This window comes from Streptomyces sp. PA03-6a, assembly GCF_033792765.1.
In the GTDB taxonomy this organism is placed as follows: Bacteria; Actinomycetota; Actinomycetes; order Streptomycetales; family Streptomycetaceae; genus Actinacidiphila.
Genome location: NZ_JARAVK010000189.1, coordinates 1 through 18,251 on the forward strand (window position 1 = coordinate 1; position 18,251 = coordinate 18,251).

Below are 18,251 nucleotides of genomic sequence, written 5' to 3' on the forward strand. Positions count from 1 at the left end.
CAGTCAGCCCGCCACCCTGCGCGTACCTCATGACCGTGGTGTACCGCGACGATCACCACCTGTCAGCACCCCACGACATCACGCATTACAAGTCAGTAGAGCGAGGCTGCCCTTGATACTGAACTACACCAGCCGCGGTTTCCGGCTCAAGAACGGGCACGTGCACCTGGCCGGCAGCATCGTGCTGACGGTGGTGTGGTCGCGAGCGGGACCTGCCGTCCGCACCATCGTCGGTACGCGTGTACCGGGACAGCCTCGGCCACTGGCACGCCTCGTTCGGCGTCCCCGCCCAAGTGCACTCCCCCGCCTCTGGCTCCGTGATCGGTATCCACTGCGGTGTCCCTGAGACCGCCACCACAACGACGCCCGCGACCTCCCGCACGCCCAGCACGACAGGACCGCCCCGCAGCGCTCCGCGCGCCGCCAGCGGCCACCGCCAAGGCCAAGCACCAGACGGCTACGCTGCACAAGAAGGTGGCGCGGCGGCGGCAGGACACCACCTGTAAGTGGCCCAAGCCCCTCATCACCGACCCCGACGCCATCACGGTCGAGGACTGCCGGCCGAAACACCTCAGCCGAACCACCATGGCCTGGAAGACGGCCGACGCCGCGATAGGCGCCACCAAGACGGCCCTGATCGAAACGGGCCGCAAGCACGGGATGCACATCCGCCTCGCGCACCCCGCACACCACCACGGACTGCACGTCGTGCCGAGCAAGAGCCAAGTCCCACTCCCACTCTCCGAACGTACCTGCACCTGCACCTGCACCTGCACCTGCACCACATGCGAACCCCTCTCCCCCAGAGACAAGAACTCCGCCCACGTGATGCTGGTCCAGGCAGGTCTCAACCCAGCTGATGCCGACCGTGCAAGAACTGCTGGACCGCTGCTCCCCAGCCAATCTGAGCCAGGAATCCCCATCTCCTAGGGCGGGGAGAATGTCAAACACGGCACGCCGGCCCAGATCAACTCATCCGTGCACTCCGAAGGGGCATCCGAAAGATCCAGTACCGCAGCAACCTGATCGACGGACGCCTCACCGAAACCAGATGCAGCCCAACGACACGCCTACAGGCTCAGTAGCAGGTCCAGCAGCATCTTGTGCCCGGCAACCTTGGCACTGGGATCGGATCAGCTCTGCGACCCGGGGCGGCCGGTAGCTGCCGCCGGCTACAGCGGCACATACAAGGACAAGACACTGCCGCAGCCGGCGGCCCTTGGTGGTCTGGCCGAACAGCACCAGTGTCACCGCCAATGTGACCAGCAGAATCCCGCTGACTGGGTGTATCAGCTCGGTTTGGCGATGACGCGTAGTTGCACTGCCTGACTAGCCCTTCGCCGCCTTCAGTCTCTGAGCCGCTGTGTCTCCGCGTCGACCTACCGGTACGACACCCGTCGCGGCACCAAGGCCGTACTCGGGCATGTCGACGTACACCGACTCATAGGAGCCTGCCGACACGATGAACGTCTCATGCCAGATACCCACATGCCCCCTTCCCGCACGTGCCCGTCGATTGAACGCCGTCCAAGCGGGCCTGTGCTCCGCATCTTGCTGGTGAGCGTAGGCAAGGAGCTGTTCCTTGTCCGCCCAGTACTGGACGACGTAGAAGTCTCGCGGGCTGCCGAAAAGCAGCTTGTACCCAAGAAGACCGCTGCTCTTCTCCTGTGACAGCTCGCGCAACATCTTCGGCATCGACATGAACGCAGGCACCCAACTGGACAGTGCCCGCAACCGGTTGATTCGTAGCCCGATATGGAAGACGACGAGGCCATCTTCGATAGCAGCGGTGCTACGACCCGGCAACACTTTTGCAGACATAATTTTCCTCTGTTGGTTGAAATTGACACTGCCATGTGGGCAGGTCTGTCCCCTCGCCGACAGCCGTCCGACTGACCTGTGTGCCCACGGGGCCACTACGACCCGGAGGCCCGGAGCGGTTCGTGACCAGGCGCTGCCTGCGCAATGGGCGGTACTACGTCTTCTTTTCTCTGGTGCGTCGTGCCTGGCTGTGCGGATGAGGTTCCAGCGAGCCAACGTGCGCATGGAGAAGTTCTCGCGACGGCAAGTGTCCACAGACCCAGGAAGTGGTCGCACTCAGCTAAGTGCTCTGCCGGTACAGGGGGGCGGTGTGGGACGACGCGAACGCGGTGGCACGGCGGGCCGGGCCGGGCTGCAGCCGGCTTGAACCCGGCTGCAGCCGCTACGCGCACGGCTGATGGCCGCCCACGAATCGGTCTCCAAGACGCAGCGACCCGGATCCTGCGCCACTTCGTGAGACGTGATGCCACATTCCACAGCAGTGCATGAGCGGTTGGGAAGGTTCATGCCGTTCAGCGACCGCGCTGCGCGTCGGCCGCCCGACTTGCCCCTGCGCTGCTGCGACGACTCAGGTCACGGGCCTGTGGGCGAGGGAACGGGACTTCGAACGGAAGACCCAGAAGTGGATCACCAGCCCGATACCCCATCCCAGAATCGACCACAGAGGCCAGAAGAAGCGGTCCGGTGTGAGGAGCCACCACAGCAATACTTGCGCCAGATTGGCAATGCCGTACCACAACAGGTGGAACCGCAGGGCCCAGGTCATGGCCTTCAAGCTTTTGTGCATTTTGTCCCCCAAGGTTGGGTTGGTGCACTTGCAATACACGGAAATGTCACTGCGGCTGTCCCTGCTCCTGCGCTGCCGCCTTGATGAGAGCCACCGTCGCGCCCGGCCGAGAGACGAACACCATGTGAGAGGCACCCTCGACAACCTGGACCTTGGCACCGGAGCGCTGGGCCATGAACTCCTGCGTCGCAGGCGGAATGATCCTGTCGGATCCGCTGATCAGGTTGTAGCTCGGAATCGTGTGCCACGCCTGCGGACCGGCGGCCGGCTCGCCCAGGGCGGCTCCGGTGGCCGGGCGTTGCGTGATCGAGTAGAGGACGGCCTCTTCAGCCGACACATCCCCCGCAAAGTGGGGGTGAAAGACCTTCGGGTCGATGTACAGGTCGACCTGTCCATCGGGGAGTGGCACAGGCTTGAGAGACTCACCCACGGTGCTGCCCGGAAACTTCTCGACCAGCGCCTGCGCGCTCTCACCAGTCTCTGGCACGAACGCCGCCAGATAGACCAGTGCCCTAACGTTCGCGTTCCCCGCAGCGGCGCCGGAGATGACTGCTCCGCCGTAGGAGTGCCCGACCAACACGATCGGCCCCTCGATGCTGTCCAGCAGCGCCCTCACGTGCGCCGCGTCGAAGGCGAGACCCCGAAGCGGATTCGGCGCGGCAACCACTGAATAGCCATCGGCGACAAGCCGCTTTGCCACCGTGTTGAAACCGCTGCTGTCAGCAAAGGCTCCGTGTACGAGCACGATCGTCGGATTCCCGCTCACCATGGACCAATCTCTCCTTCTGATGACGGCCGACAAGGACCGGAGTGGGTGTCGGGTTCTCCCGCACCGTCCAGCTGACGGCCACTTCTTCGAACCGCGCTTGCGGGGAACGTCCGCCGGCGCGGCGTCGACCGCCGGAGGTGTCCGGACACGTCGGTCGACGAACCGGGAGCGTGACCGCGGCGGCCGTGGTGGGTTTGCGGATGAACTCAGCCAAGTACGCCGCGGCTCCACACCCTCACGCTCGACGCAAAGCTATGCCGTCACACTGGACAGGAATTGAATGAGACCGGGACCTGGTTCCGGGTGGCCTTCACTGATCATTCAGTCGTCGTCAAGCCGGTTCGGACAATCTGAGCGCCTCGGAGGACAGACGACTGGGGGTGGCCGATGGTGTCGGACGAGGAAGCCGATGTGGTGGTGATCGGGTCGGGTATGGGCGGGCTCGCGGCTGCGCGCACGATCGCGCAGTTCGGCGGGAAGCGTGTTCTCGTCCTCGAACAGCACTACACGCTCGGTGGGATGACGCACGAGTTCTCCCGCGCCGGGCGATACCGGTTCGGTACCGGGCTGCATTACATGAGCGCGAGTGCCGGCCCGTTCCTCGGGTTCATGACGGACGGAAGGGCGCAGCTCTCGCCCCTGCCGGACGAGTACGACGCACTGCACTACCCGGGGTTCGATTTCGCCGTCCCCGCCACGAAGGAACGGTTCCGTGAGGTTCTGAGGGAACGGTTCCCCGCCGAGTCCGACGCGATCGACCGATTCTTCCGGACCATGCGCTGGGCCATGGTCGGGCTGATCGCGCGCAACGTCTTCGCATCGTTCCCCGCCGGCATACGAAAAGCGGGTGCGCCCATCGTCGAGCGGCTCTTCCCGTCGACGTTCCGATCGTTGCGGGGACAGGTTTCCCGCAGCTTCCGCGATCCGCATCTGCGGGCCGTTATGGCCGCGCGATGGGGGCTCTACGGCACTCCGCCAGCGTCGAGCGCATTCGGCTATCACGCAGCGGTCCCGCTGACATTCTTCATGGAAGGCACCGCACATCCCGTGGGCGGCCCGCAGGAGCTCAACCGGGTCGTTTTGGAGATCCTGCGGCGGTACGGCGTGGTGCTGCGCTCCCGGCAGACAGTCCATGAGGTCGTCGTCGAGGGCGGCAAGGTGATCGGGGTCGACGTCGAGGACACCGCCACCGGCCGCCGCTACCGCATCCGGACGGACACCGTTGTCTCAGCGGCCGGAGTGCGCAACACGTACGCCCTGATCGGGAAGAGCCACGAACTGGCGGATCTGCTCGAGGAACGGTCGGCGGTCATGTTGTTCCTCGGCCTGGACCGGTCGCCGGCCGAGTTCGGGTTGCGTGGCGAGAACCACTGGTTCATGCCGGATCTCGACGAGCACGGCAGCATTTGTCGCCTGCCGGGGGAAGGCACGCTGTACGTCTCGTTCGCCTCGCTCAACAACCCGGCCGCCCGGTTCCACACAGTGGAGTTGCTGGAACTCGTCGATCCGAAGGTCGTCGACCAGTGGCGCGGCACGCCCGAGAACGAGCGGCCGGACAGCTACCGGAAGTTCAAGGACGAGTTGACCAGCCGGCTGATCGGCCGCCTGGAGGAACGCTGGCCCGGCTTCCGGGAGACGATCGCATTCGCCGAACTGGCGACGCCTCTGTCGTTCGAGACGTATCAGCACAGCGTGCAGGGATCCTTCTACGGACTCGCAGCGACTCCCCAGCGATTGCGCTCGGCGCGAGCGGGATGCCGTACTCCGGTCAAGGGCCTCTTCGTGGCCGGGCAGGACGCCTGGGGGTCCGGCGTGGTGGGGGCGCTGGCGGGCGGGCTGATGGCGGCGAACGCGGTCCTGAAACCGCGGCAGCTCGGGACGATGTGGCAGGCTATCCGTTCCGGCGGACGGACCCGTGATTCGGCCACCCCCTGGGAGGGCTACCTGCGTGTGGCCGGCATCGAGGTGCTGACCCCAACCGTCCGCAGGATCCGCTTCGAACCCCTGGTCGGGGACACAATGCCGTTCTCGTTCGCCGCCGGGCAGTACGTGAAGGTCGACCTGCCCGTCGCCATCGAGCCGATCGAACGGTCGTACTCAATCTGCAGCAGTCCTGGGGAGAGCGGCTTCGTCGAGATCGCTGTGAAGCACGAGCCGGACGGGCTGGGTTCGGGATTCCTGCATGAGGAGCTGGAGGTCGGGCTGGCATTGCGGGTCAGCGGCCCGCACGGCGAGTTCACCTGGGATCCGGGCAGCGAGGTGGGCACACTCCTGCTCATCGCCGGGGGCGTCGGGATCACCCCGCTGATGAGTGTCCTGCTCGCGGCCGCCGACGCCGGTCACACGGGCCGGATCGTCCTGCTGGCAAGTTTCCGGACTGAGGACGAAGTGGTGTTCGGGCTGGAGATCGAGTCGCTGCGGTCCCGGCTGCCGGGGCTGGAAGTATCGATCTTCACGACCGGCCGGAAACAGCGGATCGGTCTCGACGAGTTGCTGCCCCACGCAGGCCCGACGACCCGCGTGCACCTATGCGGGCCGGCGCCCATGATGCAGGACCTAATCGGTCACCTGAGAGAACTGGGGGTGCCGCGAGAGGCCATCCGAACTGAAGCGTTCGTGTCAGGCCGGAGCAAGGAGACCCGCCAGGAGAAGGCGCACGCCATCGCCGTCGCCGCCGCGGCGGCCGGCGTCACCGAATTCGTGATCGGCACGGTGGGCGACGCCCCAGCGTTCCCCTGCAGCCCCGGGCAGTCGGTCCTTGACGCCGCCAACGCCGTCGGCGTCGCGTTGCCCCAGTCGTGCGGCGAAGGCGCTTGCGGTACCTGTCGGGTGCAGGTGCTCTCCGGCGCCTACGAGACCGACGACCGAGGGATGTTCTCCGCCGACGAGTTGGCGGCGGGCTGGCGGCTTGCCTGCCAGACACTGCCCACCGAGGACCTGGTGATCGGCCAGTAGGACGGGCCGTGCCGCGGTTACTGTCCGCGCCATCCCGTCGACAGCACCACGGACAACGGCATCTGACTCCAGCCTGTCCGGTCCAGTGCCGTCCGGCGCGTTGCCCGGCTGAAGAACCTGCCGCGATTACTGCAGTCACCCCTGGCCGTTCGCTTGGCCCTTCCGGCCGGCAATGGGCATTAGTCGCTGTCCCTGACGCGTGACTTCGGTCACCACGGACAGCGAACGGCAGCGAGGGCGACCCGGGACTGGGAAATGGAAAAGGGAATGGTCTCCTCCGACGCATCTCTGCGAATGCAGGTTCTCGGTCCGTTGCGGGTCTGGCGAGACGGTGTGGAACTGGACGCCGGTCCTCCACAGCAGGCGTATGTGCTCGCCGTTCTCCTCGCCCGTGCGGGCGAGCCGGTCAGCATCAGCGAGTTGGTGGACCTGATCTGGGCCGAGGACGTCCCGGCCTCGGCGGTCAACATCCTCCAGAAGTACGTCGGTGCGCTGCGGCGGCTGCTCGAGCCGGCGTTGGCCGCGCGTGAACCCGGCTCGTACCTACAGCGTCGCGGTAGCGCGTACCTGTTCGAAGCTGCCCCTGGGACACTGGACGTCGTCAGGTTCCGTGAGCTGGTCGACGCGGCTGAGGGCGGCGTCGCAGAGCAGCGGCCCGCTGCAGCACTCGACGGGTACTTGGAAGCCGTGGGGCTCTGGCAGGGCTCGGCCGGCGACGGGGTCGCCTACGGCTCGACCGGTATGGCGATCTTCGCTGGGCTGGACGACGAATTCCACCACGCCTGCGTGGCGGCAGCCGAGTTGGCGACAAGGCTCGGCCGGCCCGAACGTGTGCTCCAGTCCTTGCACATGGCCGCCCGGATGGCGCCGTTGCACGAGAAAGTGCAGGCGAGTCTCATCACCGCCCTGGCTGCCGCCGGCCAGCCAGCCGATGCGCTGTCGGTGTTTCGGACCGTCCGCGCCCGGCTGGCCGAGGAACTGGGCGTCGCCCCCGGCCCGGCGCTGGTGGCCGCTCACCTGCGTGTGTTGGAACGGGCACCGGCTGAGGAAATACCGAATGAACAGTTGGCGGCACCCACCACCAGGGCGTCGACTGTCGACTGCCTGGTCGGCCGGGCCGAGGAACTCGCGTTGGCGCGACATGCGGTGGAATCGGCACTCGCCGGATCGACGGGGTTTGTGATCGTCGAAGGAGAACCCGGAGTGGGCAAGACCCGCCTGCTTGAAGCGGCCGGCGCCGTGGCAAACCGGCATGGCGCGCTCGTTGTCTGGGGCCGCTGCTTGGAAGGAGACGGCACGCCGTCGATGTGGCCGTGGGCGCAGGTCGTCGGCGCGCTCCTGAACGACGTGCCGGCCGCAGAGCAGGGGGAATGGCAGGCGGGCGAACTCGGCCGTCTCGTAACGCCGCGCGGCAGCGGCCACACGACGTCAGCCCTGCCGGACAGCGGCGTCCAGTTCCGCTTCTTCGAGCAGGCTGTCGCGCTCATCCGTCAGGTATCGGCGCGGCGACCTGTGGTGCTCCTCGTCGACGACTTCAGTGGGCCGATGCCGCCTCGCTGGATCTGCTCGGTCACCTGATGGCTCGGCTGCCGGGCGGCATCGCCGTGATCGGGGCGCTCCGCGACCGTGCGCCCGCGCCGAGTTCGGAACTGGGGCGGATGCTTGCCGCAGCAAGTCGGCTGCCCTGTCACCGCAGGATCCCGCTAGGCCCACTCGGCCCGGCCGAGGTGGCCGAACTCGTCCGCCGTGAGACCGGGCAGGACCCGGGCCCGGTTGCCACCCGCCTCATCCACACCCGCAGCGGTGGCAACCCCTTTTTCGTCCGCGAGCTGTCCCGGTTTCTCGCCGATGGCGATGTCCTCACGGAAGCCACCGCGGCCCAGACCGCGGTACCGGCCACCGTCCGAAACGTCGTTCGCGACCGGATGACCGGACTGGGTACTGACGCCAGGAGCCTGTTGCAGATCGCAGCGCTGATCGGCCGTACCGTCGACCTGGCTCTCCTTGCCCGCGCCGCCGGTGTGGACCACCAGACGTGTCTGGAACGCCTGGAAGCGTGCGAAGGGCTGGGCCTGCTCGAACCTTCGCCCGGCGACCCTTACTCATTCGGATTTCCGCACGACCTGGTCCGCGAATCGGTGGTCGAGACCATATCGCCGCCGTGCGCGGCCCGGCTCCATCTGCTGGTCGCCGACGCCCTGGAGCACAGGGCGGCGGACACCGAACTGGTGGCTGAGCGCCTCGCCCACCACCTGTGGTCTGCCGGGCCGCTCGCGGATCCGGCCCGAACCGCGACCGCGCTCATCCGGGCCGGCCGCTGCGCCGCAGCTAAGCTGGCGCTCGAGGCAGCCGCGCGGCAGCTTCACGCGGCCGCGCAGGTGGCACGGTCAGCGGGCCTGGCGGAGCTGGAGCTGGCCGGCCTGTCGCTGTTCACCGCGGTGGACGGCATGCGGGCAGGATACGTGGGCTCGGCGGTCGATCTGCTGGAGCGGGCCGAACACCTCTCCCGTGGACTCCACCAGGAACGGGAGGCCGCCGACTTCCTCTTCTCCCGCTGGGCCGCGTACGCCCAGGGCATACAGCTGGACCGCGCAGGCCGGTTGGCCCGCCAGTTGCTGGCGCAGGGGGAGGCGTCCGACGACTCTGCCGTGCGTGCCTACGGCTCGTATGCCTGGGGCATCCACCAGTGGGGTGCCGGCAACATCGGAGAAGCGTTCCGGTACCTGAGCCGGACCGACTGGACCGTTTTGGACGACCTGGCCCATCGTGAGGAAAACCCACTCCGGCGCGATCTGCGACTGCTCGCGGCCGGGATGCTCGCGATGACGACCGCATTGCATGGCGACGTCAACGCGGCATTGGCTCAGCTCGCCACGATGGAGGCCGCCGCGGGAAGCGACTCCTACGCGATCACGGTCTGGGCGGTGTACTCCGCAAGAGTCGCCGCTTTGATCGGCGACCCGGCGCGGGCGCTGCGCTCGGCCGAGTGCGGGATTGCCGTGGACCCCACGTTCTCGTTCGGCTTCCTCGGCAGCTACCAACGCCTGGCCCGCTACTGGGCGCGTGCCGTGACCGGCGAGGCCGCGGCTGGCGCAGCCACAGAGGCGCAGGATCTGATCGTCGCGTCGCTCTCCGACCCGCCACGCTCGGGCCTGGCCACTTGGTACGGGCTCCTCGGCGAGATGTGGCTGGCAGCGGGAAAGTTGGACGAGGCCGACGCGGCACTCGACCGGGCGGACTGGGCCGTCGCAACGTACGGCCAGCGCTACGCCGAAAGCCTGCTGCTTCTGCTCCGGGCACAAGTGTTGCAGGCACGCGGCGAGCCGGTCGCCGCCGTTCGGGCCGTTGCCGAGCGGGCGCACGCACTGTCCGTTGAGCGCGAGGCCCACCTGTTCACGCGCCGTGCCGAGGAACTGTTGGCCGAGCTTGCGGACGGCACATCCCTCTGACATCCGCGTTCAGGCCGCCCACCGCCAGCGGGCGGCCTGAAGGCGTACTCCGGATGCCGCGGCCGGACACCCGGATGTCCGAGCGCTACGAAGCGACGATCCGCAACGCCGCAATCGCCGGCAGACACCTTGTCGTCATCACGGCTGGGCAGTTGACTGTGCCCGACCGGGGACCGGCACGTCGAAGCAGTTCAGCACCATCGCGATGAGGCAGTAGCTGCCGATGAGGAACACCAGCTCGCCGACCCCGTCATGGCCCAGCAACTGCGTGGCCCGGTCATATGTGGAGTCCGGCAGTATGCGCCCGGAGGTCAACGCCATCGCGACATCGTGGGCGACGGCCTGTTCGTCGCTCAGCCCGGAGGGCCGCCCGCCCGCCGCCAGGGTCGCGACCTGCGCCGCCGCAAGGCCGACCTCGTCTGCCGTCCGCTCGTGTGCGTACAGCATGTACCGGGCGCCGTAGGCGGCGCCGACGGAGAGGATCGCCACCTCGCGAACGATGGGGTCGAGGTGAGCCTCGGCCGCGACCGCCCGCTGCAGAAACAAAGCCGGAACCCCGAACGTGGGGAAGTGCAACATCGCCGCGAACGGCCCGACCAGAGCGCCATCGTCGTCGAGGATGACGACGCGGCCCTGCTCCTCGGTGACGAGGCTGGCGATGCCATCATGCACCTCGCGGAGTCGGGGGTTGAGCTCATCGGGCGGGATGGGTCGAATACGCATACGATGCTCCTTCTCAGAGTCCGTCGGTGTACTGGCCGTCGATGAGTACGAAAGCGACCCGGCAGTTCGCGGCCGACCGGTTTGTCCATGCGTGGTTGGTGCCGCGCTGAATCACGATGTCTCCGGTGCGGACGACGGTCTCGCCCTCGTCGAGGACCAGCGTGAGCTCGCCCTCGACGACGATCCCGTAGTCGATCGTCTGGGTGCGGTGCATCAACGGATGCGGGGCGCCGGCGACGGACCGTGCCGCGTCGGCACCGCCCATCTCCACGAACTTCGCGGCCGCCTCGGCCCCCGTCAGGTTCCGGATCCGGTCGTCCTCCGGAGGGAAGTCGATCACCCGGATACGAGTGCCACGCTCGGGAGGTCCGAGCACCAGACCGTCCTCCGCCGGCTCACCCGACTGCCGGTCGATGACGGCCGGCGTCTGGCGTGTGTTCCACACCTCGTAGAAGATCGGGCCACCAGGCCCGCCGATCTCCACCACGCGAGTCGGCGGCGCGTCCTGCGTGATCACCGCACGGTCGGAGGTGTCATGGCCGGTCACGATTCTCCGGAACGGTTGCAATGGGATCATAGGGTAAGTCCTGCTCTTCTCGATCGATTTGGACATTCCTGGTCATCGCGTCAATGAGGTAAGCGGCCCGGCGGGCATGGACGCCGCCGCGCACCGAAAGACTGGCACCCGACACTTGACGTGGAGTTGACCGTCTGTGGACGTGCCCCGGTATCCGTAAAGTCCGCCTCGGCGCGCACGCCCGACGAGCAGGGCGCCGGGCTTACGACGACCGAATGCTCAGCTGGCGGCGTGACGCGGGCAGCGTGTCCGTCTGGACGACCACCGGCCATCTCAAGGGCTTGCGGTTTGTCGGCAGCTGGATCGCCCGATCGTGCAGACGCCGCTCTCGACCGGGCGGACTCGACCATCGACACGTACGGCCAGTGCTACGCCGAAAGCCTGCTGCCTCTGGTGCGGGCGGGTGTTGCAGGCGCGCGGCAAGCCGGTCGCCGCCGTTCGGGCCGTTGCCGAGCGGGCGCACACCCTGTCTGTTGAGCGCGAGGCCTACCTGCCTGTTCGCCCGCCGCGCCGAAGAACTGTTGGCCGAGACTGCGGACGGCACATCCCGCTGACATCCGTGTTCACGACGTCGACCGCCGGTGAGCGAGACCGGCTCGCGCAAACGGCACGGCAGACCCGCGTACCCGGCGAGGACTGCACAGCGTCTGGACGCGCTACCCCGACGCGCGCCGGGGCAGCGTCCGGGGCACGTTACAAACCCGGCCTGCGCTCATTCACCATCAATTCACAGCAGCTCGCCAACCTCGACAAGGCAGCGAAGCCCCTGGCAAAAGCCAAGGCGCATGCGCCACGCAAGCGGCGTGATGGTGACCGAAGCAGCTTCGGCGCGGTGCGGCCTGGGACGAAACTCCCTCTGGAACTGCGCTGCTCCGCACATCGCATGTGGACCGGCCACGGGCCGCCGATGCATTAGTGCCCGCCGATCGGTAACCCGCAGCCACCGTGCCAGTTCGAGCGTTTGTTCGCAGATGATAACGTTGTCGGGAATCTGGTTGCGCCGCGACCGTGCCGCTTGGCGGTCGCTTCGGCGGTGGGATCAGGCCTCGGACCAGCAGTGAAGCCGGGGTACGCTGCAGCCGATGTGGTCGGCCTGTGCGTAGGGGTAGGGGTAGGCATGACTTCCTCCGGCGGACATTTGCGTCTGCAGATTCTTGGTCCGTTGCGGATCTGGCGGGACGGTGTCGAACTTGACGCCGGGCCTCGGCAGCAGGCGTTCCTGCTTGCGGTTCTGCTGGCCCGCGTGGGCAGGCCGGTCAGTACGAGCGAGTTGGTCGATCTGATCTGGGCCGAGGACGTCCCGGCGTCGGCTGTGAACATTGTCCAGAAGTACGTCGGCGCGTTGCGGCGGCTGCTCGAGCCTGCGCGGCCCGTTCGCGAAGCCGGCTCGTTCCTCCACCGGCGTGGCCATTCCTACCTTTTCTCCGTCGGGCCCGACACGCTGGACCTTGTTGCCTTCCGGGAACTCGTCGATGCCGCCAGGGCCGCGCTGACCCGGCGCGATCGAGAGGTGGCCCTCGATCACTTTGTCGGTGCGATCGGGCTTTGGCACGGCTCGGCGGGTGACGGTATCGCCGACGGGATGAACGCCACGACGGTCTTCGCCGCACTCGACAACGAGTTCTACGACGCGTGCACGGCGGCGGCGGAGCTCGCGGTGTCGCTGGGCCGGCCGGAGCGGGTGCTTGCGGCTTTGCAACGGGCCGCATCGATGGCCCCGTTCAACGAACCCGTGCTGGCCGCTCTCGTCGGTGTTCTCGGCGCTGGTGGGCGTCAGGCGGAGGCGCTGTCGGTGGTCCGTCAGGCCCGCGACCGGTTCGCCGAGGAGCTCGGCATCGATCCGGGTCGGGCGCTGGAGGACGCACAGCGGCGGATTCTCACGCAGTCCCAGGCGCCACCGCCTGTGCGGGAGGCGCATGAGGAGGCCGTGCCGCCCGCGGGCGCAACCTTGATCGGCCGGACCGAGGAACTCGCCACGCTGCGGCGCATCGTGGAGCGCGCCCTCGCCGGCGACACCGCGATCGGCGTTGTCGAAGGCGAACCGGGCGCAGGCAAGACCCGGTTGCTGGAGGAGGCCGCCGCCGTGGCGGGCCGGCTGGGTGCACTCACCGTCTGGGGCTCCTGCCTGGAGGGCGACGGGACTCCGGCGATGTGGCCATGGGAACAGGCACTGAACCAGATCGTCCACAGCCTGCCCGCTCCAGACAGCCAACAATGGCTCACCGGCGAGCTGCGAAACCTCCTTACAGCTCGGGACGACACAATCCGGGAACTACCTGACGGCAACGCCCAGTTCCGGTTGTTCGAACAGGTCGTCGCCCTGGTCGGGCACGCTTCGGCCCGGCGGCCGATCCTCCTGATCCTTGATGATCTCCAGTGGGCCGATGCGACGTCGCTGCAGTTGTTGGATCACCTGGCGGGGCGGCTGCCCCGTGGCACGGCTGTCATCGGTGCGCTGCGTGACCGGGCACCCGCAGTTGGTCCGGTCTTGTCCCGGGTGCTGGCCGCTGCCAGCCGGCGTCCCGGTCACCGCAGGTTCCGCCTCGGCCCGCTCGGTCTGGCGGACGTGACCGAGCTGATCCGCCATGAGGCCGGTCAGGATCCCGGCGAGGCCGTCGCCCGCGCCATCCACGCCCGTACCTCCGGCAACCCTTTCTTCGTCCGCGAGTTGTCCCGGCTCCTGAGCGGGGGCGGCGCGCTCGGCGACGGCGACACGTCCGCATCGGCCGGGGTCCCCTCCACCGTCCACGACGTCGTCCGCGGCCGGATGGCCGGCCTCGACGACGGCGCCCGCGACCTGCTGCAGGTGGCCGCGCTCATCGGCCGCGACGTCGACCTCAGGCTGCTCTCCCGCGCCACCGGTGTGGACGTCGCGGACTGTCTCCATCGTCTGGAACCGCTGCATACTCTCGGGCTGCTCGAGCCCGGGCCGCAAGGCCCGTCCTCGCTCCGCTTCGCGCACGACCTGGTGCGCGAGTCGGTCTCCGGGACCGCAACGAACAAGCAGGCCACCCACATGCATCTGCGTGTGGCGGACGCGCTCGAACAGATCCATGCCGACGACGAGGACGTCGCCGAACGCCTCGCCTACCACCTGTGGGCCGCCGGCCCCCTCGCCGAACCCGGTCGCGCCGCGCAGGCACTCATCCGCGCCGGACGCCGCGCCGCAGCCAAACTCGCCTTCGAGTCCGCCAGCCGGCAGTTGCGCTCCGCCGTGCAGCTCACCCGGGCCTCCGGCCTCATGGAACTGGAGTTCTCCGCCCTCACACTGCTCGCCATCGTCGTCAGACGACAGTCCGGGTACGACGCATCGACATTCGATCTGCTGGAGCGGGCCGAATACCTGGCCCGCACCCTCGGCCGGGATGCGGAGGCCGCCGACTTCCTCTTCATCCGTCTCATGGGTGCCTACACCTCCATCGAGAACGGTCGTGGGCAGTTGGCCCGCCGCATGCACGAGCTCGGTCAGGTGTCTCCCGATCCGGCCGTCCGACGCTACGGCCAGCAGGCCTGGGGCCTGCACCAGTGGGACATCGGCAACATCGGCGAGGCATACCGGTCTTTCAACAAAGAGGATGTCGCCACTGCTGGCGGCAGCTTCGCCCCAGACGAAGAGACACCGCTCCGCCAGGACGGCAGCATTCCCGGGGAGGGGCCCGGCTGGCGGGCAGTGATGACCGCGCTGCACGGTGATGTCGAGGCGGCGCTGGCCTTCGTCAACACCTGGGACACCCCGGGCGACCCGTACGCGGCCTCAGTCTGGGTCTACTACACGACCATGATCGCCTCCATGGCTGGCGACGCCGAAACGGCACGGCGAGCCGGCGAGCGGTGGGCCGCCGCCGGCCTCGCCCGTCTCCGCGCCCAGATCGACCACTACATCCGGCAATGCTGGTGCTGGGCACGCGCCCTCACAGGCGAGGATCCGGCCGGAGCCGCAGCCGAGGCCGAGGAGCTCCTGGCCGCCAACCTGCTCCATCCGCCGCAATGGGGCATCGCGTACCACTACGGACTGATCGCCGAGATGTGGCTGGCAGCGGGATTGCCGGACCGGGCCGACGCGGCTCTCGACCGAGCCGACCAGGCGATGTGGGACTACGGCCAGCGTTACGCCGAAGGGCTGCTCCTGCTGCTCAAAGCGCGCCTGCTGCAGGCGCGCGGTGCAGCCCCCGCCGCTGTCCGGGCCGCCGCCGAACAGGCCTACACGCAATCCACTGCATCCGAGGCGCACCTGTTCGCACGCCGCGCCGAACGGCTCCTCCCACGACCTGGAGGCAACGCATGAACGCGGGCCCTGACGAACAGAGCGCGCTGACGGCCCTGGCCCGTGGGCTCTCGGCGCCGAAGGGCTTCGTCGACGCCAGCCTGGCCGCCCCTCCCCCCGGAACCATCAGGTTGCTGGGTGGCATCCCTGCGCCTGAGGCTTTGCCGGTCGAGGCGATCGGCCGGGCATCGGCGCAGCTGTGGCAGGATCCCGACGCCGCGGCCGCGTGCCTGCAGTATGCGCCAGCGCGCGGATCCGCCGCGCTGTGCGACTGGATTGCGAAACGGGAGGGCGTCGACCCGAGCCGCATCGTGGTGACGAACGGTGGCATGCACGGCCTCGCGTTGACGGCGCTGACCGTGGTCGAGCGCGGTGCCACCGTCGCGGTGGACGATCCGGTGTTCCCCGGTTTCCTGTGGGCTCTGGAGGTATCGACGACCCGGACCCTTCCGGTACCGGTCGTGGCCGACGGCTTCGATGTCGAATACCTCGCCGGACGGCTCGCCACCGGCGCCAGGATCGCCGCAGCCTACACTGTGCCCGACTTCCACAACCCCGCCCAGGTCAGTCTCTCGGCGCCGAAGCGGCAGGCACTGATCGAGCTCGCCGAGCGGTACGGCTTCTACGTGATCGTCGACAATCCGTACCGCGAACTGCGTTTCGGCGGCCAGGACCAGGGCGTCGCGGTCTTCAACCAGTCGGATCGGGCGATCCACGTCAACACCTTCACCAAGACCCTTGGCCCCGGCTGGCGCGTGGGCTGGCTGGTGTTGCCAGACCACCTCGTGGACCCGGTGATCCGGCTGCGCAACCGCCTCGACGTACACACATCCCCGGTGACCCAGGCGATCATCGAACGGCTGCTCACCGACGGCGCCCAGTTCTTTGACCGGATCGTGCGCGGCGCCACCGCGCTGTACCAAGAACGTGCCGGCGTGCTGGTCGACGCCCTACAGGAACAACTCCCGGGCGCCTTCGACATCGTGGCTCCCGAAGGCGGGCTGTTCCTCTGGCCGCGGCTCACCGACGACGGCGTGAACCCCGCGGCGCTGTTCCAGCGGGCAGCTGCCCACGGCGTGATGTACCAGCCGGGCGAGTTCTTCGCGGCGGACCCCCGACGACGGTCTTCGGCCCGGCACCTGCGGTTCGCCTACAGCGACCGCACTCCGGAAGAACTACGGGAAGCCGTACGCCGGTTGGCCCTGGCCTTCTGAGGACGCATGCGAGCAACGACAGTCCCCTGTGGTGAATTCTCGGAAGGCGGCTCATGACCAACGTTCGGCTCCCCCTGCGCGCACTCATCCCGTTCGCCGCCGGTTCGATCGGCATGGGCGTCTGGGTCACCGTGCCGGGTATCTTCCTGCTGTACTTCCTGACCGACGTCCTGGCCGTGCCACCGCAAGTGGCTGGCCTCGCGCTGCTGCTGCCGAATGTCGCCGATATCGTGGTGCACCCGTGGGTGGGCCGGATCTCCGATACCGCCCTGGCCCGCGGCGGCCACCGGCGGCACCTGATGTTGACCGGGTGCGTCGTGGTGCTCGCCTTCGTGACCTTGTTCGCCGTGCCGTCGGACCTGCACGGGACAACCGCAGCGATATGGGTCGCGGTGGCGCTGGTCGCCGGGAACCTGCTCTACTCGTGCTATCAGGTTTCCTACCTCGCCACACCGGCCGACCTGGGCATCGGCTACCACGAGCGGACACGCCTCATGGGCTACCGCAATGTCGTGATCACCGTGAGCGTCCTGCTCGCCGGCGTAGCCGCACCGGTGGTCGCCGGCAACGATCCGGGCGTCGGCGATTACACGAGAATGGCCCTGCTACTTGGCGCGGTCATGCTGGCGGCGATGCTGGTCGGCATCACCGGCGTCGCCCGCCTCAACCAGGCTGCACCGGGCACCCCAGCCGAGCCGGGCCACCGGGGCGGGCTGCTGGTGGCGCTACGCGACCGGCACTTCCGTGCGCTGACTGCGTCATATCTGACCGTCGCAATCACGATGAACCTGGTACTGGCCGCCATGCCGTACTTCGCTGAATACGAACTGGGCCGCTCCGCGCTCACGAGCGTGCTCATCGCGGCGTTCATGGCGCCAGCGGTCATGACCACGCCCCTGTGGGTATTGGTGGCCCGGCGTCTCGGCAAGCAGCGCAGCCTGCTCGCCGCCCAGGCCGTATTCGTGGTCGGCTCGCTGGTGCTGGCCCTGGGCGCCGAGGCCGGCCTGCCCCTGCTGATCGCAGCCGTGGCAATGCAGGGTGTCGCGTTCGCCGCGATGCAGCTGATGCCGCTGTCGATGGTGCCCGACGTCATCGCCGCCGCCGGACCGGCCGGTACCGCCAGTGCGGGCAGTTACACCGGCTTGTGGACCGCCGCCGAGGCCACCGGCGGCGCTCTGGGGCCATACGTGTACTCGGCCTGCCTGGCTGCGGGCGGGTTCGTGGCGAGTACTGCGGGCGAACACACCACGCAGTCTTCCGGCGCAGTGGCGGCCGTTCGCTACGGCTTCACCTTGGTGCCGGCCGTACTCATGACGATCGCCATCGCGCTGCAACGCCGGTACGCCTTGGACAGGCGCGCCCACACTGCGGCGCCGCGTGCCAGCGCCAAGGAAAAAGCGGTGGGGTGAAGTTCCGGTCTCGGCTGGGGTGAGGTAGCCGAAGGTCTTGTGTTACGCAGGAAACGGCGGTTGCAGACGGTCTCGATGAAGGAGAAGACCTCGGCGCGGTCGCCGAGCTGGAGAGATCCGAGCTCCCGGCTGACTGGATCATCGAAACGGGCGTCGCCACCCATCCACCCGCCTTGACCACCGACCCGGCGAACCTAATTCCTTGTTAACGGTGCCTCGAGGAGCTGTGAGCCTTGTGGTGCTGTTCGAATGCTGGACCGTGACGTCTAAACGTTGCCTGGCG

General features: G+C 68.1%; 11 protein-coding genes and 2 pseudogenes. 8 read left to right on the forward strand and 5 right to left on the reverse strand.

The annotated features are described in order from the left end of the window. Positions 1-118: 118 nt before the first annotated feature. Together PV350_RS33515 and PV350_RS33520 are read left to right on the forward strand one after the other, a co-directional pair. Positions 119-930 (forward strand): annotated as a pseudogene (locus PV350_RS33515) (nuclease/transposase family protein); the annotation flags it as partial. 32 nt (positions 931-962) lie between these two features. Then, positions 963-1,085, forward strand: a pseudogene (locus tag PV350_RS33520) (IS630 family transposase); the annotation flags it as partial. 244 nt (positions 1,086-1,329) lie between these two features. On the opposite strand, the gene PV350_RS33525 reads toward PV350_RS33520, so the two are convergent. The 3 genes from PV350_RS33525 to PV350_RS33535 form a co-directional block, all read right to left on the reverse strand. Continuing rightward, positions 1,330-1,821 (reverse strand): DUF4188 domain-containing protein, encoded by a 492-nt coding sequence (locus PV350_RS33525; RefSeq protein WP_500337405.1) that lies wholly within the window; start codon positions 1,819-1,821, stop codon positions 1,330-1,332. Between the two features lie 568 nt (positions 1,822-2,389). Continuing rightward, entirely contained in the window at positions 2,390-2,587 is a 198-nt protein-coding gene (locus PV350_RS33530; RefSeq protein ID WP_500337406.1) for a 2TM domain-containing protein, read from the reverse strand. A gap of 67 nt (positions 2,588-2,654) precedes the next feature. Beyond that, entirely contained in the window at positions 2,655-3,377 is a 723-nt protein-coding gene (locus PV350_RS33535; protein WP_500337407.1) for an alpha/beta fold hydrolase, read from the reverse strand. Between the two features lie 387 nt (positions 3,378-3,764). Here PV350_RS33535 and PV350_RS33540 point away from each other — a divergent pair, with 387 nt between their 5' ends. From PV350_RS33540 to PV350_RS33550, 3 genes are all read left to right on the forward strand, one after another. Then, on the forward strand, positions 3,765-6,332 hold the full coding sequence (locus PV350_RS33540) for an FAD-dependent oxidoreductase (RefSeq protein ID WP_500337408.1): 2,568 nt from the start codon (positions 3,765-3,767) through the stop codon (positions 6,330-6,332). 267 nt (positions 6,333-6,599) lie between these two features. Continuing rightward, positions 6,600-7,910, forward strand: coding sequence for an AfsR/SARP family transcriptional regulator (locus PV350_RS33545; protein WP_500337409.1), 1,311 nt, complete (start codon positions 6,600-6,602; stop codon positions 7,908-7,910). Continuing rightward, positions 7,910-9,781: an ATP-binding protein gene (locus tag PV350_RS33550; protein ID WP_500337410.1), complete on the forward strand. Its 1,872-nt coding sequence runs from the start codon at positions 7,910-7,912 to the stop codon at positions 9,779-9,781. Before PV350_RS33545 ends, PV350_RS33550 begins: the two co-directional genes overlap by 1 nt. 138 nt (positions 9,782-9,919) lie before the next feature. Here the strand turns inward: PV350_RS33550 and PV350_RS33555 are convergent, their stop codons facing one another. Beyond that, entirely contained in the window at positions 9,920-10,504 is a 585-nt protein-coding gene (locus tag PV350_RS33555; RefSeq protein WP_500337411.1) for a carboxymuconolactone decarboxylase family protein, read from the reverse strand. Positions 10,505-10,517: 13 nt separating this feature from the next. Next, positions 10,518-11,117 carry a cupin domain-containing protein gene (locus PV350_RS33560; RefSeq protein ID WP_500337412.1) on the reverse strand — a complete coding sequence of 200 codons (600 nt, stop codon included), beginning with the start codon at positions 11,115-11,117 and terminating at the stop codon, positions 10,518-10,520. 1,081 nt (positions 11,118-12,198) lie between these two features. Between PV350_RS33560 and PV350_RS33565 the strand changes: the two genes are divergently transcribed. Genes PV350_RS33565 through PV350_RS33575 form a run of 3 tightly spaced genes read left to right on the forward strand, consistent with a single transcriptional unit; the run spans position 12,199 to position 17,968 of the window. Continuing rightward, entirely contained in the window at positions 12,199-15,366 is a 3,168-nt protein-coding gene (locus PV350_RS33565) for an ATP-binding protein (protein ID WP_500337413.1), read from the forward strand. After that, a complete protein-coding gene (locus PV350_RS33570) occupies positions 15,363-16,559 on the forward strand; it encodes an aminotransferase-like domain-containing protein (RefSeq protein WP_500337414.1) in 1,197 nt (398 codons plus the stop codon). The genes PV350_RS33565 and PV350_RS33570 overlap by 4 nt, the downstream gene beginning before the upstream one ends. Positions 16,560-16,612: 53 nt before the next feature. After that, positions 16,613-17,968 carry an MFS transporter gene (locus PV350_RS33575; protein ID WP_500337415.1) on the forward strand — a complete coding sequence of 452 codons (1,356 nt, stop codon included), beginning with the start codon at positions 16,613-16,615 and terminating at the stop codon, positions 17,966-17,968. The last annotated feature ends 283 nt before the right edge of the window (positions 17,969-18,251 follow it).